The 20678-nt window shown below is 63.5% G+C and carries 24 protein-coding genes; 17 read left to right on the plus strand and 7 right to left on the minus strand.

Annotated elements, in window-relative coordinates:
• Positions 1 to 148: 148 nt before the first annotated feature.
• Entirely contained in the window at positions 149 to 2362 is a 2214-nt protein-coding gene (locus IVB05_RS03080) for an FAD-dependent oxidoreductase (protein ID WP_247782966.1), read from the plus strand.
• Positions 2363 to 2580: 218 nt separating this feature from the next.
• Here the strand turns inward: IVB05_RS03080 and gstA are convergent, their stop codons facing one another.
• On the minus strand, positions 2581 to 3195 hold the full coding sequence (gene gstA / locus IVB05_RS03085; RefSeq protein WP_247782967.1) for a glutathione transferase GstA: 615 nt from the start codon (positions 3193 to 3195) through the stop codon (positions 2581 to 2583).
• A gap of 121 nt (positions 3196 to 3316) precedes the next feature.
• Between gstA and IVB05_RS03090 the strand changes: the two genes are divergently transcribed.
• From IVB05_RS03090 to IVB05_RS03100, 3 genes are all read left to right on the plus strand, one after another.
• Positions 3317 to 3805: a MarR family winged helix-turn-helix transcriptional regulator gene (locus IVB05_RS03090; RefSeq protein ID WP_212422353.1), complete on the plus strand. Its 489-nt coding sequence runs from the start codon at positions 3317 to 3319 to the stop codon at positions 3803 to 3805.
• A 96-nt stretch (positions 3806 to 3901) separates the two neighbouring features.
• Positions 3902 to 5272, plus strand: a complete 1371-nt coding sequence (locus IVB05_RS03095) for a glutamate--cysteine ligase (protein ID WP_247782968.1) — start codon at positions 3902 to 3904, stop codon at positions 5270 to 5272.
• A 212-nt stretch (positions 5273 to 5484) separates the two neighbouring features.
• On the plus strand, positions 5485 to 6039 hold the full coding sequence (locus IVB05_RS03100; protein WP_247782969.1) for a PAN domain-containing protein: 555 nt from the start codon (positions 5485 to 5487) through the stop codon (positions 6037 to 6039).
• A 142-nt stretch (positions 6040 to 6181) separates the two neighbouring features.
• On the opposite strand, the gene IVB05_RS03105 is transcribed toward IVB05_RS03100, so the two are convergent.
• From IVB05_RS03105 to tldD, 4 genes are all read right to left on the minus strand, one after another.
• Entirely contained in the window at positions 6182 to 6754 is a 573-nt protein-coding gene (locus IVB05_RS03105; protein WP_247782970.1) for a nucleotidyltransferase family protein, read from the minus strand.
• Between the two features lie 98 nt (positions 6755 to 6852).
• The gene (locus IVB05_RS03110) at positions 6853 to 7194 is read right to left on the minus strand and encodes an MmcQ/YjbR family DNA-binding protein (RefSeq protein WP_247782971.1); all 342 of its coding nucleotides are present in this window, start codon (positions 7192 to 7194) and stop codon (positions 6853 to 6855) included.
• Positions 7195 to 7302: 108 nt separating this feature from the next.
• The gene (lepB, locus tag IVB05_RS03115; protein ID WP_247786571.1) at positions 7303 to 8037 is read right to left on the minus strand and encodes a signal peptidase I; all 735 of its coding nucleotides are present in this window, start codon (positions 8035 to 8037) and stop codon (positions 7303 to 7305) included.
• Between the two features lie 53 nt (positions 8038 to 8090).
• Complete coding sequence (gene tldD, locus IVB05_RS03120) at positions 8091 to 9515, minus strand: metalloprotease TldD (RefSeq protein WP_247782972.1); 1425 nt, start codon at positions 9513 to 9515, stop codon at positions 8091 to 8093.
• Positions 9516 to 9603: 88 nt separating this feature from the next.
• Between tldD and IVB05_RS03125 the strand changes: the two genes are divergently transcribed.
• Entirely contained in the window at positions 9604 to 10098 is a 495-nt protein-coding gene (locus tag IVB05_RS03125) for a GNAT family N-acetyltransferase (RefSeq protein WP_247782973.1), read from the plus strand.
• A gap of 7 nt (positions 10099 to 10105) precedes the next feature.
• On the opposite strand, the gene IVB05_RS03130 is transcribed toward IVB05_RS03125, so the two are convergent.
• Positions 10106 to 10501, minus strand: coding sequence for a helix-turn-helix domain-containing protein (locus IVB05_RS03130; RefSeq protein WP_247782974.1), 396 nt, complete (start codon positions 10499 to 10501; stop codon positions 10106 to 10108).
• A gap of 134 nt (positions 10502 to 10635) precedes the next feature.
• Between IVB05_RS03130 and IVB05_RS03135 the strand changes: the two genes are divergently transcribed.
• The 3 genes from IVB05_RS03135 to IVB05_RS03145 are packed head-to-tail and all read left to right on the plus strand — an operon-like array spanning position 10636 to position 12189.
• The gene (locus IVB05_RS03135; RefSeq protein ID WP_247782975.1) at positions 10636 to 11028 is read left to right on the plus strand and encodes a DoxX family protein; all 393 of its coding nucleotides are present in this window, start codon (positions 10636 to 10638) and stop codon (positions 11026 to 11028) included.
• Positions 11029 to 11038: 10 nt separating this feature from the next.
• The gene (locus tag IVB05_RS03140; protein ID WP_247782976.1) at positions 11039 to 11542 is read left to right on the plus strand and encodes a DsrE family protein; all 504 of its coding nucleotides are present in this window, start codon (positions 11039 to 11041) and stop codon (positions 11540 to 11542) included.
• Between the two features lie 35 nt (positions 11543 to 11577).
• Positions 11578 to 12189 (plus strand): TlpA disulfide reductase family protein, encoded by a 612-nt coding sequence (locus tag IVB05_RS03145; protein WP_247782977.1) that lies wholly within the window; start codon positions 11578 to 11580, stop codon positions 12187 to 12189.
• A gap of 37 nt (positions 12190 to 12226) precedes the next feature.
• Here the strand turns inward: IVB05_RS03145 and IVB05_RS03150 are convergent, their stop codons facing one another.
• Positions 12227 to 12763 carry an invasion associated locus B family protein gene (locus IVB05_RS03150; protein WP_247782978.1) on the minus strand — a complete coding sequence of 179 codons (537 nt, stop codon included), beginning with the start codon at positions 12761 to 12763 and terminating at the stop codon, positions 12227 to 12229.
• A 533-nt stretch (positions 12764 to 13296) separates the two neighbouring features.
• On the opposite strand from IVB05_RS03150, the gene coxB reads away from it, so the two are divergent.
• From coxB to IVB05_RS03195, 9 genes are all read left to right on the plus strand, one after another.
• Positions 13297 to 14133: a cytochrome c oxidase subunit II gene (gene coxB, locus IVB05_RS03155; protein WP_247782979.1), complete on the plus strand. Its 837-nt coding sequence runs from the start codon at positions 13297 to 13299 to the stop codon at positions 14131 to 14133.
• Positions 14134 to 14216: 83 nt separating this feature from the next.
• The gene (gene ctaD, locus IVB05_RS03160) at positions 14217 to 15836 is read left to right on the plus strand and encodes a cytochrome c oxidase subunit I (RefSeq protein ID WP_247782980.1); all 1620 of its coding nucleotides are present in this window, start codon (positions 14217 to 14219) and stop codon (positions 15834 to 15836) included.
• A 63-nt stretch (positions 15837 to 15899) separates the two neighbouring features.
• Positions 15900 to 16838: a heme o synthase gene (locus IVB05_RS03165; protein WP_247782981.1), complete on the plus strand. Its 939-nt coding sequence runs from the start codon at positions 15900 to 15902 to the stop codon at positions 16836 to 16838.
• 18 nt (positions 16839 to 16856) lie between these two features.
• The gene (locus IVB05_RS03170) at positions 16857 to 17021 is read left to right on the plus strand and encodes a CoxF protein (protein ID WP_247782982.1); all 165 of its coding nucleotides are present in this window, start codon (positions 16857 to 16859) and stop codon (positions 17019 to 17021) included.
• A gap of 5 nt (positions 17022 to 17026) precedes the next feature.
• The gene (locus IVB05_RS03175; RefSeq protein ID WP_247782983.1) at positions 17027 to 17671 is read left to right on the plus strand and encodes a cytochrome c oxidase assembly protein; all 645 of its coding nucleotides are present in this window, start codon (positions 17027 to 17029) and stop codon (positions 17669 to 17671) included.
• Between the two features lie 105 nt (positions 17672 to 17776).
• Positions 17777 to 18667: a cytochrome c oxidase subunit 3 gene (locus IVB05_RS03180; RefSeq protein WP_247782984.1), complete on the plus strand. Its 891-nt coding sequence runs from the start codon at positions 17777 to 17779 to the stop codon at positions 18665 to 18667.
• A gap of 263 nt (positions 18668 to 18930) precedes the next feature.
• Positions 18931 to 19320, plus strand: coding sequence for a DUF983 domain-containing protein (locus IVB05_RS03185; RefSeq protein ID WP_247782985.1), 390 nt, complete (start codon positions 18931 to 18933; stop codon positions 19318 to 19320).
• Positions 19317 to 20084, plus strand: coding sequence for an SURF1 family cytochrome oxidase biogenesis protein (locus IVB05_RS03190; protein ID WP_247782986.1), 768 nt, complete (start codon positions 19317 to 19319; stop codon positions 20082 to 20084). The genes IVB05_RS03185 and IVB05_RS03190 overlap by 4 nt, the downstream gene beginning before the upstream one ends.
• Before the next feature lie 212 nt (positions 20085 to 20296).
• On the plus strand, positions 20297 to 20650 hold the full coding sequence (locus IVB05_RS03195) for a nuclear transport factor 2 family protein (RefSeq protein WP_247782987.1): 354 nt from the start codon (positions 20297 to 20299) through the stop codon (positions 20648 to 20650).
• Positions 20651 to 20678: the final 28 nt, after the last annotated feature.

Below are 20678 nucleotides of genomic sequence, written 5' to 3' on the forward strand. Positions count from 1 at the left end.
ACGTAGGGTGGGCAAAGGCGCATCTGCGCCGTGCCCACCATCACGCACTCCACTGGGAATGGTGGGCACGCTGCGCTTTGCCCACCCTACGAATCACCGCTTAACCGCCGCGCCTGACATCGGCTGCCGGCATCGAGGGAGCACCAACATGGCCTTCAAGAATTTCAAGCTAGAGACCGACGCCGACGGCATTGCGCTCGCCACCTGGGACATCCCCGGACGTTCGATGAACGTGCTGGATGAGACCTCGACGACCGAGCTTGAGGAGATCCTGAAGCAGACCACGGCCGATGCCGCCGTGAAGGGCGTCGTCATCACCTCCAGCAAGGAAGCCTTCTGCGCCGGCGCCGACCTTTCCATGCTTGAGGGCATGAACGTCGCCTATGCCAGGATGCTGAAGGAGAAGGGCGAGGAAGCTGCCAACCAGATGCTGTTCGACCAGAGCCGGCGCTTCTCGCTGGTGCTGCGCGGCATCGAAACCTGCGGCAAGCCGTGGGCGGCCGCGATCAACGGGCTGGCGCTCGGCGGAGGTTTCGAGGTGACGCTGTCCTGCCATTATCGCGTCGCGGCTGAAAATCCCAAAACCCGCCTCGGCCTGCCCGAGGTCAAGGTCGGCCTGTTCCCGGGCGCTGGCGGCACCCAGCGCGTGCCGCGTCTGGTGCCGCCGCAGGATGCGATGACGATCCTGCTCAAGGGCGATCCGGTCACGGTCGACAAGGCCAAGGCGCTCAATCTGATCCACGCCATCGTGCCGGCGGCCGATCTGATCAAGGCGGCAAAGGACTGGATCAAGGGCGGCGGCAAGGCGGTCGCGCCCTGGGACGAGAAGGGTTTCAAGCTGCCGGGCGGCCCGGTGTTCTCCAAGAACGGCATGATGATGTTCCCGGCCGGCAACGCCATCTATCGCCGCGAGACCTACGACAATTACCCGGCGGCGCGCGCCATCATGAGCTGCGTCTATGAGGGCCTGCAGTTGCCGATCGACGCCGCGTTGCGCGTCGAATCGCGTTACTTCACGAAAGTCCTGCGCTCCAAGGAAGCCGCGGCGATGATCCGCAGCCTGTTCCTGTCGATGCAGGAGCTGAACAAGGGAGCGCGGCGTCCGCAAAACGTACCGCCGACCAGGATCAAGAAGGTCGCCGTGATCGGCGCCGGCTTCATGGGCGCCAGCGTCGGCTACGTCTCGGCCCGCGCCGGCCTCGATGTGATCCTGATCGACCGCGACCAGGAAAGCGCCGACAAAGGCAAGGCGCATGCGCAGAAGGTGATCGACGAGCAGGTCGCCAAGGGCCGCGCCAAGGCAGGTGATCGCGACGCGCTGCTGGCGCGCATCACGCCGACCGCCGACTACGCCACGCTCGGGGATTGCGATCTCGTCATCGAGGCCGTGTTCGAGGACCGCAAGGTCAAGGCGGAGACCTTTGCCAAGGCGCAGCAATACCTCAGGGCGGATGCGATCTTCGCGTCCAACACCTCGACGCTGCCGATCACTTCGTTGGCCGAAAGCTTCAAGGAGCAGGGCAAGTTCGTCGGCATCCATTTCTTCTCGCCGGTCGAGAAGATGATGCTGGTCGAAATCATCCTCGGCAAGAACACCGGCGACGTCGCGCTCGCCGCCGCGCTCGACTATGTGCGGGTGATCGGCAAGACGCCGATCGTCGTCAATGACTCCCGCGGCTTCTACGCCAACCGCTGCGTCGGCCGTTACATCGCCGAAGGCAACGAGATGTTCCTCGAAGGCGTGCCGCCGGCGATGATCGAGAACTGCGCCAAGATGGCCGGCATGCCGGTCGGTCCGCTGTCGCTGTCCGATGAAGTCGCCCTCGACCTCGGCCTCAAGGTCATCAAGGCGACGGAAGCCGATCTTGGTCCCAATTCCATCAACCCGGATCAGAAGAAGCTGATGGTGGAGCTGGTCGAGAAGCAGGGCCGTCTCGGCCGCAAGAACAGCAAGGGCTTTTACGATTACCCCGAGAAGGGCAAGGGACAGAAAAGCCTGTGGCCGGGCCTGTCGACGCTGCAGCCCAAGCAGCTCGATCCGGATACGCTCGACATCGAGGAGCTGAAGCAGCGCTTCCTGGTGGTGCAGGCGGTCGAAGCCGCGCGCACGGTCGAGGATCACGTCATCACCGATCCGCGCGAGGCCGATGTCGGCTCGATACTCGGTTTTGGCTTCGCGCCGTTCACCGGCGGCACGCTGTCCTATATCGACTTCATGGGCACGCGGAAGTTCGTCGAGCTCTGCCACAGACTGGAGGCCAAATACGGCTCGCGCTTCACCCCGCCGAAACTGCTGGAAGACATGGCGGCGAGGAACGAGACCTTCTACGGCCGCTTCCCGCCGAAGAAGGCGGCGGCGTAGAGCGAGCCGTAAAATCTATCGTCGTCCCTGCGAACGCAGGGACCCATACCGCGTGATCTATCGATAAGGCGTGTTGATCGACGCCTTCGGCAACCAACAACCCCCTGTGGTTATGGGTCCCTGCGTTCGCAGGGACGACCACCGGAGAGAGCAGTGACACGAACAAAAAGGGCCGGATCATCGATCCGGCCCTTTCCATGTTCGCTATTCGCAAGAACTCACGCGGCCTTCATCAGGCCTTCCTTGGTCAGCGCTTCCTGCACCTTCGGGCGCGCGGCGATGCGGGCCTTGTAGGCCACGAGGTTCGGCATCTCGGACAGATCGAACTTCATCCGGTCCGCCCAGGACAGCATCGTGAACAGATAGCCGTCGGCGACGGTGAACTGGCTGCCCATCAGATAGTCGCGCCCCGCAAGCTGGCTGTCGACATACTTGAACTTGCCCATCACCCGGTCCTTGAAGAACGCCTTGGCCTCATCGGCCAGCACCGGCGAAAACATCGGGCCGAAACTCTTGTGCAGTTCCGTGGTGATGAAATTGAGCCATTCCAGCAGCTTGTAGCGCTCGCTGCTGTCACGGGCGGGGGCCAGGTTCTTGGCCGCGGCCTTGTCGGCGATCATCTGGACGATGACCGGCCCCTCGGTGACCAGTTCGCCCGAATCGAGCACCAACACCGGCACCTGGCCCTTCGGGTTGACCTTCAAAAAGTCGTCGCCGTTTTCCAGCTTCTTGGCGCGCAGGTCGACCTTGACCAGGTCGTAGGGCAGACCGGCCTCGAGAAGCGCGATATGGGGGGACAGCGAACAGGCGCCCGGGGAATGATAAAGTTTCATGGGGTTTTTCCTCCCTCGACATTATTGGTGGACTGACTAAATGCATCTGCATGGAATAGTCAAGATTGATGCAGCTGCATTTAGTGCGGTACACTGATCTGTGACTGACACGGACTGGATGATGAAACGCAAACCATCGACCGAGGCGACCGCCGCCTGGATCCGCCTGATGCGGGTGCAGAGCCGGGTGCTCGATGCCGTCGAGCAGGATTTGAAGAAAGCCGGCTTTCCGCCGCTGGCCTGGTATGACGCGTTGCTGGAACTGTCGCGCGCGCCGTCCGGCGAGATGCGCCCGGTGGAACTGGAAAAGCAGATGCTGATCCCGCAATATTCCACCTCGCGGCTGATCGACCGTCTGGTGGACGAGGGCTTGGCGGCGCGGCGCGAATGCAAGATCGACAAGCGCGGCCAGTTCGTGGAGATCACCGAGGCCGGGCGCGAGCTGCAGAAGAAAATGTGGAGCGCCTATTCGGCGGCGATCGAAAAGCACGTCGGCTCCAAACTGTCGGATGCCGATGCGATGAAGCTTTGCGGTCTGCTCGACCGGCTGGGCTGCTCCTGCTCCGACGTCAAGGCGGCCGCTGCCCGCGACGGCGTGCCGGCGCGATGACGGCTCTTATATGTTTCGTTGATGTGGACGCCGCCGTCCGCATTCCCTTGGCCACACGGCGCGTTCGGTCGAATCGCCAGATATCCGGATTTTTTCATGGCGCGTGACCAGATCGATATGACGCCGCTGCAATCGCGTGACGAACTCGTCACGTGGTTCGAGGCCGGCTGCAAGCCGCCGTCCGAGTTCCGCATCGGTACCGAGCACGAGAAGACCCCGTTCACGCTGGAGGGCCGTCAGCCCGTGCCATACGAAGGCGCGCGCGGCATCGGTGCGCTGCTCGAAGGCATGCAGCTCCTGCTCGGCTGGGAGCCGATCATGGAGCAGGGCAACATCATCGGGCTCTACGACGTCACCGGTGGCGGGGCGATTTCGCTCGAGCCCGGCGGGCAATTTGAGCTGTCCGGTGCGCCGGTCGAAAACGTGCATCAGACCCAGGCCGAGCTGATGGCGCATCTGGCGCAGGTGCGCGAGATCGCAACGCCTTTGGGGATCGGCTTTCTCGGGCTCGGCATGACGCCGTCCTGGTCACGGGAGCAGATTCCGGTGATGCCCAAGGGCCGCTACAAGATCATGTCCAACTACATGCCGAAGGTCGGCCAGTACGGCATCGACATGATGTACCGGACCTGCACGGTGCAGACCAATCTCGACTTCTCCTCGGAAGCCGACATGGTCAAGAAGCTGCGCGTGTCGATTGCGCTGCAGCCGGTCGCGACCGCCTTGTTTGCCAATTCGCCGTTTACCGAAGGCAAGCCCAATGGCTTCCTGTCGTTCCGCTCCGAGATCTGGCGCGACACGGATAACGCGCGCTCTGGCATGCTGCCGTGGGTGTTCGAGGACGGCATGGGGTTCGAGCGCTGGGTCGACTATGCGCTCGACGTGCCCATGTACTTCGTCAAGCGCGGCGAGACCTATATCGATGTCGCCGGCTCGTCGTTCCGCGCCTTCTTCGAGGGCCGCAACAACTCGCTTCCCGGCGAGCGTCCGACCTTGTCGGACTGGGCCAATCATCTTTCGACGATTTTCCCGGAAGTCCGCCTGAAGCGTTATCTGGAAATGCGCGGCGCCGATGGCGTGCCGTGGGGCCGGCTGCCGGCGTTGCCGGCGTTCTGGGTCGGGCTGCTGTATGACGACGAAAGCCTGGATGCGGCCTGGGATCTGGTCAGTCACTGGACCGCGCAGGAGCGCCAGGCATTGCGCGACGATGTCCCGCGCTTCGGCTTCAAGGCCAGGATCAGGGATCACTATCTGTTCGAGATCGCCCGGGAGTGCCTGAAGCTGTCGCATGCCGGCTTGCGGCGGCGCGGCCGCATCGATCAACTCGGCCGCGACGAGAGCCGCTACCTCGAACCGCTGGAGCGCATCCTCGAATCGGGCCGCACGCCCGCGGAAGAGATGCTGGACAAATTCAACGGCGAGTGGGGCGGTTCCGTGGAGCCCGTCTATCAGGAATACGCGTTTTAATTTAACGGGTTGCTTAACCTTTGGGCCGTTCATCCACCGTACAGGTTGATGGCGCTCAAATGACGGCCGGATGGAGCATGGTCTCCGCGCAAACGCGTTTGCGCGGAGATCATGCTCGAATCAAAGGGCTGGGGCGGGACGACTTTTCGAAGAAAAGCCATCCCGCGCTGGAAACGCGTACTCGAAAGCAACGTACTCGAAAGCAACCGCGGATGGGGACTGTTCGCCTGCTCAGGGCGTGTGTGGTGACGCTCGCCTTTTTGGCGGCGGCCGTAGGCGCGCGCCCGGCGCTGGCGCAGGCCAATTTCGACCGTCCCGGCGGTGACTATCTCAGCGCGCCCGTGACCTCGGGCGATCCGGCGGAATGCGCGCTGGTGTGCGAGCGCGACCGGCGCTGCCGTGCCTGGACCTTCAGCTATCCAACTGACCTCGCCAACCGTGCGGTGTGCTGGCTCAAGAGCAACGTGCCGGCGCGGGTGCAGAGCGATTGCTGCGTCACCGGCGTGCGCGGCGCCGGTGTGGTCGAACGGCGCAACGAGGCCATCGAAACCTCGATCGACCGCTTCGGCGGCGACTACAAGAGCTTCGATCTCAAGAGCAGCGACGGCGACGACGCCTGCAAGGCCGCCTGCGCCGCCGACAACAAATGCCGCGCCTGGACCTATGCCCGGCCGGGCTACGCCGGCAAGGAGGCGCACTGCTTCCTGAAGAAAGACATCAAGCCGCCGCGGCGGAAGGCGGGGTTCACTTCGGGCGTGGTGCGGTAGCGGCGACATGCACCGCTCGTCCCTGCGAACGCAGGGACCCATAGCCACCGAATGCAGTTGTGTTGAGATGGCGTCTGCCATTCTGCCTCATCGGTAGATCACGCGGTATGGGTCCCTGCGTTCGCAGGGACGACGATGGTTGTCACAATGTGTCCGCCGGCAGCGCCGTGATCTCCGGCCACAGCGCCTTCCATCGCGCAGCCTTCGCCTCGTAATTCACGGCGGAGAAATTCGCGCCGGGATTGGGCCGCACGATCAGTGCGGCGACATCGTCGTAGCCATTCGGCGCGTACACCTCGTAAGCCTCGCGCGTGCGCCGGATTCCGATCTGCGTGTTCCTGGTCAGGAAGCGGTCGATGCCCTGTGTCGAGCGATGCAGTTGCGGGTAGGGCAGGCCATGCTTTTCGGGGTACCAGAGATGAACGCGCGCCTGGTTGCGCGCCTCGACCGCGATGCCGCGGCTTGCAAGCCGCTCCGAGAGCGTGCGGATCACCTTGTCTTCCGCCTCCCACGACGTATCAGGATCGAAATAGAACACGTCGTAATCGTTGATGCCGTGATCGACCGCGCGCTTCGTCAGCACATTCCACACCGTCTGCACCAGGCACCCGGAGACCAGCCACGCATCCGGCAGCGCCAGCCGAAACAGTTCCTCGGCGATGATTTCGTTGGCGGGATTTTGCAAGGCGGCGGTGAGGAATTGGTCTTTGTCCATAGGCACGCCGCCGTAGGGTGGGCAAAGCGAAGCGTGCCCACCATTCCCTTACGATCGTGGAAAGATGGTGGGCACGCTGCTGCGCGCCTTTGCCCACCCTACAAATTCTTGTCGAACTCCTTCACCGCCTTCTTCGACGCCAGCGTGCGCCAGTGCCGCCGCAACAGCGGCTCAACATTGGCGCGCTTGGCCTTCGACAGGCGGATCAGCACCATCGGATAATCGCGGTAGTGATCGGTGAAGTAAAACAGCTTCGGCTGGCTTTCCACCAGCATCTCGCGCTCGTCCCTTGGCACGCCCGGCATCACCAGGCTGTCGCCGTCTTCCCTCAGCCGCGCGAGCATCTTCTTGCGCACTTTCAGCGCCGGCGTGCCGTAGGAGCTGCCGTCCTCGACTTCGGGCCAGAGAAGCGCAATTTTTCTGACGTCGTCGAAGGTCATGGCCCGGCAAAGAATGTCGCCCGGATGGAGCGAAGCGCAATCCGGGACAGGTCTCGCCGGCGAATGCAGTTTTCCCGGATTGGGCTTCGCTCCATCCGGGCTACGACCTCACTGCACCGAGGTGAAAAACCGCGCCAGCCGAAAACCCGACAGCCAGGTCCATACCGGCTGGCTGCGCATGCCCAAATCCCACGAGCCGACCACGGCATCAGCGCGGCCGATCAGATTGTCGACCGGCAGCAGGCCCACGCCGCCGTCGCGCACCGCGACGCGGCTGTCGGCGGAATTGTCCCGGTTGTCGCCGAGCACGAACAGTTGGCCCGGCGGCACCGTCACCTCGGGCGTGTTGTCGAGTCTCCCATTGTCGCGCATCTTGAAGATCGCGTGGCTGACGCCGTTCGGCAGCGTCTCGACGAAGCGATAGGCCCGCTCGGTGTTGCCGCGATCGTCTTCGGCTTGTCCGACGCCTTCCGGCTTCAACGCAGCGGCGTGATCGTTGATGAAGAGCTGGCCCTGCCGCAACTGGATACGGTCGCCCGGCAACCCGACCACGCGCTTGACCCAGGCCTGCGAGCGGTCGCCCGGCCAGCGGAACACGACGACGTCGCCGCGCTTCGGCGTGTCGCCGAACAGGCGGCCGGTTTCCGGCAGCGTGATCTGGATCGGCAGCGACGCCGCGCCGTAGCCGTAGGGAAATTTCGAGGCGAGCAGCGCGTCGCCGATTAGAAGCGTCGGCTCCATCGAGCCGGACGGCACGTAAAAAGGCTCGGCCAGCGCGCCCTTGGCAACGAACACGACGGCCACGATCGCCGCTAGCTGCACGGCCTGCGCGCGCCAGCTCATCGGTTTGGCGAGGGATACCGGCTTCTCGTCGCTTGCTAACTTCTCGTCGCTCACTAGCCCGTTCCTCCGACCGTGATCTTTTCCATCCGCAGCGTCGGCTGGCCGACGCCGACAGGCACGCCCTGGCCGTTCTTGCCGCAGGTGCCGATGCCGGTATCGAGCGCGAGGTCGTTGCCGACCATGGTGATCCGATGCAGGTCGGTCGGCCCGTTGCCGATCAGCATCGCGCCCTTCAAGGGCGCGCCGAGCTTGCCGTTCTCGATCTTGTAGGCCTCGGTGCACTGGAACACATATTTGCCCGAGGTGATGTCGACCTGGCCGCCGCCGAAATTCGCGGCATAGATACCGTTCTTGACCGAGGCCAGAATCTCCGCCGGATCGCGCTGTCCCGCCAGCATGTAGGTGTTGGTCATGCGCGGCATCGGCACATGGGCGTAGCTCTGGCGGCGGCCGTTGCCGGTCGGCTTCATGTTCATCAGCCGCGCGTTCTGGCGGTCCTGCATGTAGCCGACCAGAATGCCGTCCTCGATCAGCACGGTGCGGTTGGTCGGCGTGCCCTCGTCGTCAATGGAGAGAGAACCGCGCCGCGAGGCCATGGTGCCGTCGTCCACGACAGTGACGCCCTTGGCCGCGACCTGCTTGCCCATCAACCCTGCGAAGGCCGAAGTCTGCTTGCGGTTGAAGTCGCCTTCCAGCCCGTGGCCGACCGCCTCATGCAGCATCACGCCGGGCCAGCCGGCGCCCAGCACCACGTCCATCTCGCCGGCGGGGGCGGGGACCGATTCCAGATTGACCAGCGCCTCGCGGATCGCGCCGTCGGCGGCCTCGCGCCACGCCTTGGTCTCGATGAAGCGCGCATAGCCCTCGCGGCCGCCATAACCCTTGCTGCCGCTCTCCTGCCGGTCGCCCTGGCCCGCGACCACGGAAATATTGACCCGCACGAGCGGGCGGATATCGCGATAGCTCTCGCCGTCGGGCCGCAAAATTTCCACCACCTGCCAGGTCGCGCCGAGGCTGATCGAGGCCTGCCGCACCCGCGGGTCCTTGTCGCGCACATAGGCGTCGATCTCGGCCAGCAGCTTTACCTTGGCCTCAAATCCCGGCGCATCCAGTGGATTCTCGTCGCCATAGAGCCGCACATTGGTATGCGCCGGTGCAGCGGCAAAATTGCCGCTGTAGCCGCCGCGCACGGCGGCCACCGCATCCGCCGCGCGGATCAGCGCCGGCAGCGAGACGTCGGAGGAGTGCGCATAGCCGACCGCGTCGTCTTTGACGGCGCGCAGGCCAAATCCCTGGCTGGTGTCGTAAGTCGCCTGCTTCAGCCGGCCGTTGTCAAAACCGAGCGCTTCGGTCTGGCCATATTCCAGAAACAGCTCGCCATCGTCGGCCCCCTCAAGCCCCCGCGCGATTTCGCGTCTGACGGCATCACGGTCGAGATTGGCGCGGTCGAGAAGGGAAGTTGTGGCGGGATTGGTCATCAAATCAGTCCGTTGTGGGAGGGGCGCATCCAAGATAGTTGTTTTGCGGCCATTCCGCGAGGGGCGGGATCAACACGTTGCCGAGACGATGGCTTCAGTCGAAATTGTTCCGATAACGCAAGACCATATCGAAAGCTTTCATCGAGCCCTCGATTTCGTCGCACGGGAGCGGCGCTATCTCGCGTTTCTGGAAGCCCCGCCATTCGAATCAACGCGGGCCTTCGTTCTCAACAATATCGAGCAAGGTTATCCGCAACTGGTCGCGGTGTCGGCCGGCCAGGTCGTCGGCTGGTGCGATGTCGTGCCCAACCCAAGGCAGATTTATGCCCATGTCGGCGTTCTCGGCATCGCGCTTCTGCCGGAATTCCGGCGGCAGGGTATAGGCGGGCGTTTGATCCGGCAGACGCTCGATGCGGCGCGGGATTTTGGACTGCGCCGGGTCGAGCTCACGGTTCGGGAAAAGAACACAGTTGCGATCGAGCTCTACAAGAAATTCGGCTTTGCCGTCGAAGGACTGCAGCGCAACCGCATTCTGGTCGATGGCGCCTACGAAAACCTGATCCTCATGGGCGTGCTGTTTTAGCTTCCCCTCACGGCAGCTTGTCATCCGCTTTGCCGGCAGCGTCCACATCGGGCTCGGGCCTGGCGTGTGCATTGGCCCAGCGGAACAGTTCGTCGAACACCGGCCGCAACGCCCGGGCCGCCGGGGTCATCTCGTATTCCACCCGTGGCGGCACTTCCGGAAACACTGTGCGCTTCACCAGGCCCTCGCTTTCGAGGTCGCGGAGCTGGGTCGTCAGCATGTGCTGGGTCACGTCGGGGATGGCGCGTCGCAATTGGCCAAAGCGCAGCTTGCCGTCGACAAGCTGCCAAAGGATTTCGCCCTTCCACTTGCCCGAGAGCAGGCGGAGCGCCCGGTGCAACTGCTGCCGGGCCCGCTCGGAGGGGCATTCTTGCCCTTCGTTCCCATTAGTCTGCTTTTTCATACTACCCCATAAAAATCATCCTACTTGTCAATTTCATCTTAGTCCCGATTTTTGGTTTTGACAGCCCCTTGGGGTTTCTCTGCCGGCGGACGGCGCAGCTGTCGGCCGCCGCTCTCACAATTCCGGAGTTCTCGATGTCGACAATTGTTGAGCCTGCCAGACGGCGCTGGACCTCTGCCGCCCTGTGGGTCGTCAGAGGATTGCTTGCGCTCGCCTTTGTGGCGGCCGGCGGGGCGAAGCTCTATGGCGTCCCCATGCTGGTGGAGGAGTTCCAGCACATTGGACTCGGGCAATGGTTTCGCTATGCCACCGGCGGTCTCGAAATCATGGGCGCGATCCTGCTGCTCTGGCCGCAGAAGGCTGCGCTCGGTGCGCTGCTGCTGATCTGCATCATGATCGGCGCGGTGATCACCCATTTGTTCGTCATCTGCGGTTCGCCGGCGCCGGCCATTGTTCTGTTGGTGCTGAACGCCATCGTCGCCTATGCGAAGCGCGATCAGATCGCATGGTTTGCCGAGACATTGTGAGGATGCTGCGATGCGCCTTTCTCGCCGTGAGCTGACGATTGCCGCGGGGCTCATCCTGGCCTTCGCGGTGCCGCTGACCGCGACCCTGTTGCTGACACGATCGGAAGCGGCGGACTCGAAGCCGCAGCCGAAGTCCGCTTCAGTTCGGATGCATCGGCTGGTGCTGCCGATCAACACCGATGACCCCACCACGATGCGGGCGCTGATCTCGACCTCGCTCAACCTTCCGAAATACTATCAGGAGCGGAACGAAGCGTTCACGATCGAAGTCGTCGCCTACAACGCCGGCGTTCACATGCTTCGCGCCGATACTTCACCGGTGAAGGACATGCTGCGCGTGTTAAGGACGGTCAATTCGAACATCCGTTTCGTGGTCTGCGAGGCGACCAAGCTTGGCATGGAGCGCCAGGAGGGGCGTCCACTCACGCTGCTCGACGACGTCGATCTCGTGCCGAGCGGACCCGGGCGCATCATTGAATTGCAGGAAGCCGGCTGGTCCTACATCCGGTCGTGACAAAAGAATCAGACCTGCACAGCGGAGCATCCGAGATGACATCGCATCGCAGTCCGAACCGCCGCACCGTCGTCGCCGGCATGATTGGTGCGACCGCCACGCTTGCGATGCCGGCGTGGGCGCGGCGCGCGGGGGCCGGTGGGCCGCCGCCATTCGCAACCGTCAGGCATCAGTTCACGGAGGTTCGTGGCGCGCGCCCGGTCCCGGCGGTGCCAATCCCGCGCCTCGGCGCAGCTGCGCTCGATCTGGCGTCCTTGCGCGGCAAAGTGGTGCTCGTCAATTTCTGGGCGACGTGGTGCCCGGCCTGCCGCATTGAACTGCCGATACTGGATCGGCTCGCGGGAAACGGCCGCGCCGACCTCGCGGTCGTTGCCATCGCGACCGATCGCGATCGATCGCTGGTCTCGCCCTTCGTCAGGAAATTGAAGCTTCGCCACCTCGCGATCGGCCTCGACCCCGGCGGACTGGTGGCGCGTGCCGGCGCAAGCGATGGCGTCGATACGCCGTTCGCGCTTTACGGCATGCCGATTTCCTTCCTGCTCGGCGTCACCGGGCAAGTCGAAGGCTACATGACAGGTGAAGCGGATTGGCTCTCGCAGGAGGCGGGCCGATTGTTCGATTACTATGCCAGTGCCGGCCGCGGGTGACTAAGACGAACCGGGCTTTGAGGCTAGCGCCTGCGGCTCACGGCAGCTTGTCATACCCCTCGCCAAGCCCGTTCAGGCTGAGCGGAAATCCAATTCCCTCTTCGGGCGTCTCAAAAATAATAAAAGTCGCGGTTTTGGCCGACCGGAGTTGCCCGAGCAGCTTTTCGTCCATCACCACCTCGGCGACGCAGCCATTGGGCAGGCAGCGGACAAAGCCGGCGCGGCCGACGTCCTGGTTGTCGAGCTTCAAGCCGAGCCCGGAGGGCAGCAGGACGCCCAAGGGCGCCACCACCCGCATCAGCTTGCTCTTCTGGTCGGCGGTCTTGAGCACGATCACGGTGAGGCCGGCGTTGGAGCGGTCCTCGGCTACCACGCTCTGGATCAGGGCGCATTGCTCGCCCTGCGCGCCGGGCGGGGTGTCGCAGCGGATCTGCCAGTCGCCATGGACCGACCGCACCGCGCCTTGGGCGCTGGCCGCCTGGGTCAGGCCGAGCAGGAACGCCGCGGCGAGCAGGCCGCCGAGCCAGCGGGCCGGTTCCAACGCGCGTCCCGCCTGATGTTTCGAACGCCCCATCCGGGTCGATCCTCTTACCATTTGCGCCAGTGCCGGCGACATTTCCGCCAGGCCGGCACCACATTGTATCTGGGCCTACCGGACTGATACGCAATGACGGCGCCTTGAAGGCGGTCCCACAGCCGGTCCGCGCCATCGAGGACCGTCGGGAGCCCCACGCGAATCAGGTCGCTCGGGAGCGCCGTCACTGTGCCTACATCCGGCAACCGGGCTGTCAAGCGGCGAAGCCTTGCAAAACGGCGGCTTTTTGCTGATTTGCCGGGAAAATCCGACATCTGCCGAATAGCAGGTGACGCATGGCTTTGCCCTCCACTACTGCATTGCGAGAGCCTTAGAATTATGGTTTGAGAGGCTGGATTTCGACGCGTTCTAACGATGTGGCCCAGGGTACTGTAGCAATGCTGTTGCAGGTACTTTTGAAGGTGTACTTCCAAAAGTACCTCCGGTAGGCCGTTTGTGAGGGCGGATCGTGCGGCATTCCCGGCCATTCGGCGGGGGTGCTTTGGGGATTTATTCAAGGGAGCGCGAGCGGCATGAAGATGTCGAGTGGCCAGATGGGCCGGCGGTTGCTGGGGTTGACGGTGGCGGGCATGACGCTCGCAGCCGGCGGAGCGGCTTTTGGGGCGCAGCCCAAGCCGTGGGAAATGACGCTGCAGGAAGCCGCGACCCCCGTGATGGAAAACATCATCAGCTTCCATAACCTGCTGCTGGTGCTCATCACGCTGATCACCCTGTTCGTGCTGGCGCTGTTGGTCATCGTGGCGGTGAAGTTCAACGCCAAGGCCAATCCGGTCCCCTCCAAGACCACCCACCACACGCTGATCGAGGTGGCCTGGACGCTGATCCCGGTGCTGATCCTCGTCGCCATCGCGGTGCCGTCGTTCCGCCTGCTGTTCCAGCAGCTCGACATTCCCAAGGCTGACCTCACGGTGAAGGCCACCGGCAAGCAGTGGTACTGGAGCTATTCCTATCCCGATAACGGCAAGTTCGAATTCGATTCGCTGATGGCGCAGGACAAGCAGCCGCGCCTGCTCGGCGTCGACAACGAGATGGTGGTGCCGGTCAACAAGGTGATCCGGGTCCAGACCACCGGCGCCGACGTCATTCATGCGTTCGCGGTGCCGTCGTTCGGCATCAAGATCGACTCGATCCCCGGCCGCCTGAACGAGACCTGGTTCAAGGCCACCAAGGTCGGCATGTATTACGGCCAGTGCTCGGAACTGTGCGGCAAGGATCATGCCTTCATGCCGATCGCGGTGCGGGTGGTGACCGATCAGGAATTCGCTTCCTGGGTTGAGGCGGCGAAGAAGAAATATGCGACCAACCCGGCGAACACCTTCGCTTCGGCTGGTGGTCAGGCCGCGCAGTAAGGCGCGGCTAACGGACACGCTAAGGGACAAGGGCGACGGGACCTGAAAAGGTCCGAAAAGGGACTGCAAGGCAGGATTTCAAAATGGCAACGACCGCAGCGACACACCACGATCACGCCCATGATGACCACGCCCATGCCAATCCGACCGGATGGCGGCGCTGGGTTTATTCGACGAACCATAAGGACATCGGCACGATGTACCTTATCTTCGCGATCTTCGCGGGTGTTATCGGTGCGGCGATGTCGATCGCGATCCGCATCGAGCTGATGTATCCCGGCGTCCAGTTCTTCCACGAATCCCACACCTATAATGTGTTTGTGACCTCGCACGGCCTGATCATGATCTTCTTCATGGTGATGCCGGCGATGATCGGCGGCTTCGGCAACTGGTTCGTGCCGCTGATGATCGGCGCGCCGGATATGGCGTTCCCGCGCATGAACAACATCTCGTTCTGGCTGCTGCCGGCCTCGTTCGCGCTGCTCTTGATGTCGACCTTCGTCGAGGGTGAACCGGGCGCCAACGGTGTCGGCGCGGGCTGGACCATCTACGCGCCGCTATCGACCTCGGGCCATCCGGGACCGGCGGTGGATTTTGCGATCCTGTCGCTGCATCTGGCCGGCGCCTCCTCGATCCTCGGCGCCATCAACTTCATCACCACGATCTTCAACATGCGCGCGCCGGGCATGACCCTGCACAAGATGCCGCTGTTCGTCTGGTCGATCCTGGTAACGGTGTTCCTGCTGCTGCTGTCGCTGCCGGTGCTCGCCGGCGCCATCACCATGCTGCTCACCGACCGCAATTTCGGCACCACCTTCTTCTCTGCCGACGGCGGCGGCGATCCGCTGCTGTTCCAGCACCTGTTCTGGTTCTTCGGCCATCCCGAAGTGTACATCCTGATCCTGCCCGGCTTCGGCATGATCAGCCAGATCGTCTCGACCTTCTCCCGCAAGCCCGTGTTCGGCTATCTCGGCATGGCCTACGCCATGGTCGCGATCGGCGGCATCGGCTTCGTGGTGTGGGCGCACCACATGTACACCGTCGGCATGTCCTCGGCGACGCAGGCCTATTTCGTCGCCGCCACCATGGTAATCGCGGTGCCGACCGGCGTGAAGATCTTCTCCTGGATCGCCACGATGTGGGGTGGCTCGATCGAGTTCAAGACGCCGATGCTGTGGGCGATCGGCTTCATCTTCCTGTTCACGCTCGGCGGTGTCACCGGCGTCGTGCTGGCCAATGCCGGCGTCGACCGGGTGCTGCAGGAAACCTACTACGTGGTCGCGCACTTCCACTACGTGCTGTCGCTCGGCGCCGTGTTCGCGATCTTCGCCGGCTGGTACTACTGGTTCCCGAAAATGTCGGGCTACATGTACTCGGAAACCATCGGCAAGCTGCACTTCTGGTTCACCTTCATCGGCGTGAATCTGGTGTTCTTCCCGCAGCACTTCCTCGGGCTATCGGGCATGCCGCGCCGCTATGTCGACTATCCGGATGCGTTTGCGGGCTGGAACCTGGTGTCGTCGCTCGGTTCCTACGTTTCGGGCTTCGGCGTGCTGATCTTCATCTACGGCGTGGTCGATGCTTTTGCGAAGAAGCGGGCGGCCGAGGCCAATCCGTGGGGCGCCGGCGCCACCACGCTGGAATGGACGCTGCCGTCGCCGCCGCCCTTCCACCAGTTCGAAGTGCTGCCGCGCGTGCAGTAAGGCAAACCGCGGCGCGCCCTTGATGAAAAGCGCGTCGCACTCTGTTAGGGAAACGAGTCCATCGTGTCGGTTGTCGATCACCACACCATCGAGCTTGGCCCCCGGATTTCCGAGGCCGAGGTCGGCGACTACATCGCGCTGCTGAAACCGCGGGTGATGTCGCTGGTGATCTTCACCGCGCTCGTCGGCCTCGTCATTGCGCCGGGCCATGTCCATCCGATCCTGGCATTCACGTCGATCCTCTGCATTGCGGTCGGCGCCGGCGCCTCGGGCGCGCTGAACATGGCCCTGGAAGCCGACATCGACGCCCTGATGTCGCGCACCGCCAACCGGCCGATCCCGCGCGGACGCATCACCCCGCCGGAGGCCATGGCGTTCGGCCTGACGCTTTCGTTCTTCTCGGTGATGACGCTCGGCGTCCTCGTCAACTGGCTGGCCGGCGGACTGCTGGCGTTCACGATTTTCTTCTACGTGGTGATCTACACCATGTGGCTGAAGCGCTGGACCGCGCAGAACATCGTGATTGGCGGCGCCGCAGGCGCGCTGCCGCCCGTGGTGGCGTGGGCCGCAGCCACCGGCTCGCTGTCGATGGAGCCGGTGCTGCTCTTCCTCATCATCTTCTTCTGGACCCCGCCGCATTTCTGGGCGCTGGCGCTGTTCCGCAGCGACGACTATGCCCGCGCCGGCATTCCGATGCTGCCCGTCGTCGCCGGGCCCGATGCGACGCGGCTGCAGATCCTGCTTTACACGATCGTGCTGGTCGCGGTCGCTCTCTCGCCCTGGCCGCTCGGTTATTTCGACGCGATCTACGGCGTGACCTCGCTTCTGCTCGGCGCCGGCATGATGTGGCTTGCCATCGAGGTCTACCGGCACCGCGAGGGTAAGCAAGCGGTGCGCGCAACGCGCCGGCTGTTTGCGTTCTCGATCCTTTATCTGTTCGCGCTGTTCGCGACCCTCCTGCTCGAGGTCGTCGTCCGCGCTGTCATGCCCTTGATCGGGTAGGGAGCGCATGGCGAAGGCATGGACGACAAGCAGAAGCCAGATGGAATCGTCCTCACCGAGGCGCAGAAAAGAAGCCGCCGTCATCGCTCGGTCGCCATTGCGCTCGCGCTCGGCGTGCTGGTCGTGCTGTTTTTCGCGGTCACCATGGTCAAGGGGCCGGGCGTCCTCGTCCGTCCATTGTGAGTGAGATGGAAAGCAAACCGCAGATACGCGAAGCAGTGACGGCGAGCGGCAAGACTGCTTCGCGCCGTACCCTGACGCGCGATGCGGTGGTCGCCTCGATCTGCGGCTTCGTCGTGGTGTTCATGGTCGGCGCGTCCTATGCCGCCGTGCCCTTCTATGACTGGTTCTGCCGCGCCACCGGTTTTAACGGCACCACCCAGGTCGCGACCTCGGCGCCGTCAGACGCCCCGCTGGCACGCAAGATCGCGGTGCGGTTCGACGCCAATGTCGGTCCCGGCCTGCCCTGGAAATTCGAGCCCGAGCAGAACGAGATCGAGGTCCGGATCGGCGAGGTCGTCACCGTGTTCTATACCGTGACCAACCAGGCCGCGCGCGCTACGACAGGGGTTGCGGCCTACAATGTCGCGCCGCTGACGGTCGGCGCCTATTTCCAGAAGATCAACTGCTTCTGCTTCACCGAACAGACCATGGGTCCGGGCGAGAAGCGCGAGATGCCCGTGGTGTTTTACGTCGATCCGGCGCTGGCGAAAGACAGCGAGAACGACACCCTGAAAACGATCACGCTGTCCTACACCTTCTATCCCGTGCGCGATCCGGCGCCGAAGCCGCTCGCGGCCGGCGAAGGCGACAAGCGCAAGGGAAGCTTGTGACAGGAAACTTGTGAACCAGGAATCCCGTATCTAGCGGGATTTCGGCTTTGAAATTTGAGACGAATATGTGCCGAAGGGAACGGCACATCTAACGGAGAGACCGCAATGGCTACGGCGCACGCGAAGCACCACGACTACCACCTCGTCGATCCGAGCCCGTGGCCGGTGGTCGGCTCGATCTCGGCCTTCATCATGGCGGTGGGCGCGATCACCTGGATGCATCACATGTTCGCCGGGGCGCCGATCATCTTCGGCATCGGCACCATCGGCGTGCTCTACACCATGGCGAGCTGGTGGGGCGACGTGATCCGCGAAGCCCAGTACAAGGGCGACCACACCCGCGTGGTGCAGATCAGCCACCGCTACGGCATGATCCTGTTCATTGCCTCCGAGGTGATGTTCTTCGTCGCCTGGTTCTGGGCCTTCTTCAATTCCGCGCTGTTCCCCGCCGACGCGATCCACGCCACCCGCGACGCCGTGTTCGGCTGCGGTCCGGGAACGGCAATGGGCGCCTGCAGCGTGCCGGGCACCTGGCCGCCGAAGGGCATCGAGACCTTCGACCCCTGGCATCTGCCGCTGCTCAACACGCTGCTGCTCTTGACCTCGGGCACAACCGTCACCTGGGCGCATCACGCGCTGCTCGAGGACGACCGTCAGGGCCTGAAATATGGTCTGATCCTCACCGTGCTGCTCGGCGCTGCCTTCACCTGCGTGCAGGCCTACGAATACGCCCACGCCACCTTCCACTTCTCCGGCAACATCTACGGCGCGACCTTCTTCATGGCGACCGGCTTCCACGGCTTCCATGTGCTGGTCGGCACCGTGTTCCTGCTGGTGTGCCTGCTCCGCACCTATGCAGGCCACTTCACGTCGAAGCAGCACCTCGGCTTCGAATTCGCCGCCTGGTACTGGCACTTCGTCGACGTGGTGTGGCTGTTCCTGTTCGTCTGCATCTATGTCTGGTTCCGCGGCGCGGGGCCGGTGGCCGGGCACTGATACGGGTTTGACGTGCTACAAGGGGCGGTCGGAAGGACCGCCCCTTTTTCTTTCTTCCTTCTCCCACCTAACTCGGGTTTACCCGAGTTAGGCCCTTTATAAGTCGAAGTCGGATATATCCGACTTCGAAGGGAGAAGGTGCCTTGCCGAAGGCAAGGCGGATGAGGGGTTCTTTCCGCGGAGACAGACCCCTCACCGTCTCGAATGAGCTGACGCTCATTCGATCCACCCTCTCCCACAAGGGGAGAGGGGAAGGACAGAGTATGACACCTGATCAACCGTCCACCGTCACCCAGAGCGCACTCCGCGGCATCGCCTGCCGCTGCCCGCGTTGCGGCAAAGGCAAGCTCTATGCGGGCTTCCTCGACCTGCGTCCGAACTGCGAAGCGTGCGGGCTCGACTACGCCTTCATCGATGCCGGCGACGGGCCTGCGATCTTCATCATCATGCTGGCGGGCGCCATCGTCGTCACCGCGGCCCTGATCGTTGAAATCAAGTATCAGCCGCCGTTCTGGCTGCATGCGGCGCTGTGGCTGCCGCTGATTATCGCGACCACGCTGCTGCCGTTGCGCTCGATGAAGTCGCTTCTGATCGCGCTGCAGTTTCACCACAAGGCGGCGCCCGGCCGGCTGATCGACCGCGAGCCGAAATGACCGCGCTCTTGTCACGGCGGCCGGCGGCGGCCGGTTTCGCCATCTTCACGCTGCTGATGGTGATGGCCTTTACGGGCCTCGGAATCTGGCAATTGCAGCGCCGGGTCGAAAAGCATGCGCTGATCGCCCTGCTGAATGAGCGGCTTGCGGCTGCGCCCGAGGCGCTGCCGGCGTCATTGCAATGGAAATCGCTGACGCCGGGCAGGGACGAATTCCGCCGCGTCAGCTTCACCGCGACCTACGCGCCGTTGCCGGACGCGATGGTCTATAGCGCGGGCTCCGCGGTTCGCGACGATGTCTCCGGCCCCGGCACCTGGGCCTTCCTGCCGGCGCAACTCGCCGACGGCAACACCATCGTGGTCAACACCGGCTTCGTGCAGAACACGATGCAGGACCGCGCCCAGCAGGATCGCGCCGTGAGACGGCTCATCACCGGTGACCCGGTGCAGCTCACCGGCTACATCCGTTTTCCCGAAAGCGCCGGTACGCTGACGCCGCCGGAGAGCGTGGCAAAACGGCTCTGGTTCACCCGCGATCATCTCGCCATGTCCCGCGTGCTCGGCTGGGTCGAGGGCGGCAAGGCCGTCGCGCCGTTCTATGTCGATCTGGAAACGCCCGCGCCGGAGAGCGGCATTCCAAAACCCGGCCCGCTATCCGTGCGTCTCAAGGACGATCACCTGCAATACGCCATCACATGGTTTACGCTGGCGTTTGCGGTCGTCATCGCGTTCGGGGTGTGGTGGCGCGGGCAGCGTCACGGCTAGCGGCCCTATCCCCGTATTCAACCGGACTAGCTTGTCGGAACCTTTGCTCCGCACAATGGTTTGAGTTCCACGGTGCGTTCCGAAAGGCAGGCCGTTCAGTGTCCATTCATGACGATCATCATACTCCATCACCCGCGTCAGCGCCCAGGACGAGGTATCGCGACGTGGGTGGAGTCGCTGACTTGGCGGACGATTTCGATCAGATCGCAGTGGTGGTCGACTGGCTGGACGCGTGCCGGAATCGCGACCTGGCGGCATTGATCGAGCTCTATTCCGACGACGCGATGCTCAAATGCCAGTGCGGCGAGGTCAAGGTCAGCGAAGGTCGCGCCGAGCTCGAATCCTACTGGCGGCCGCGCCTCGATGCGCTCGCCTCGGATGCATTCGGGTTGGAGGAAATCACACCGACCGCTGAAGGCGTCGTGCTCGATTATCTCAGCCATGAAGGCAAACCGGTGCGGATCGCTTTTCGCTTCACCGCCGACGGGAAAATCCTGCGAAGCGATTGCCAGCCCGCGCCGGCTTCGTTACCGGATGCGGCCGCTGTTCAGGATGAAGCCGGCTGACCACCCGACGTTCGAACGCGCTGCAATC

Origin of the sequence: Bradyrhizobium sp. 170 (assembly GCF_023101085.1) — a bacterium.
Classification (GTDB): domain Bacteria; phylum Pseudomonadota; class Alphaproteobacteria; order Rhizobiales; family Xanthobacteraceae; genus Bradyrhizobium.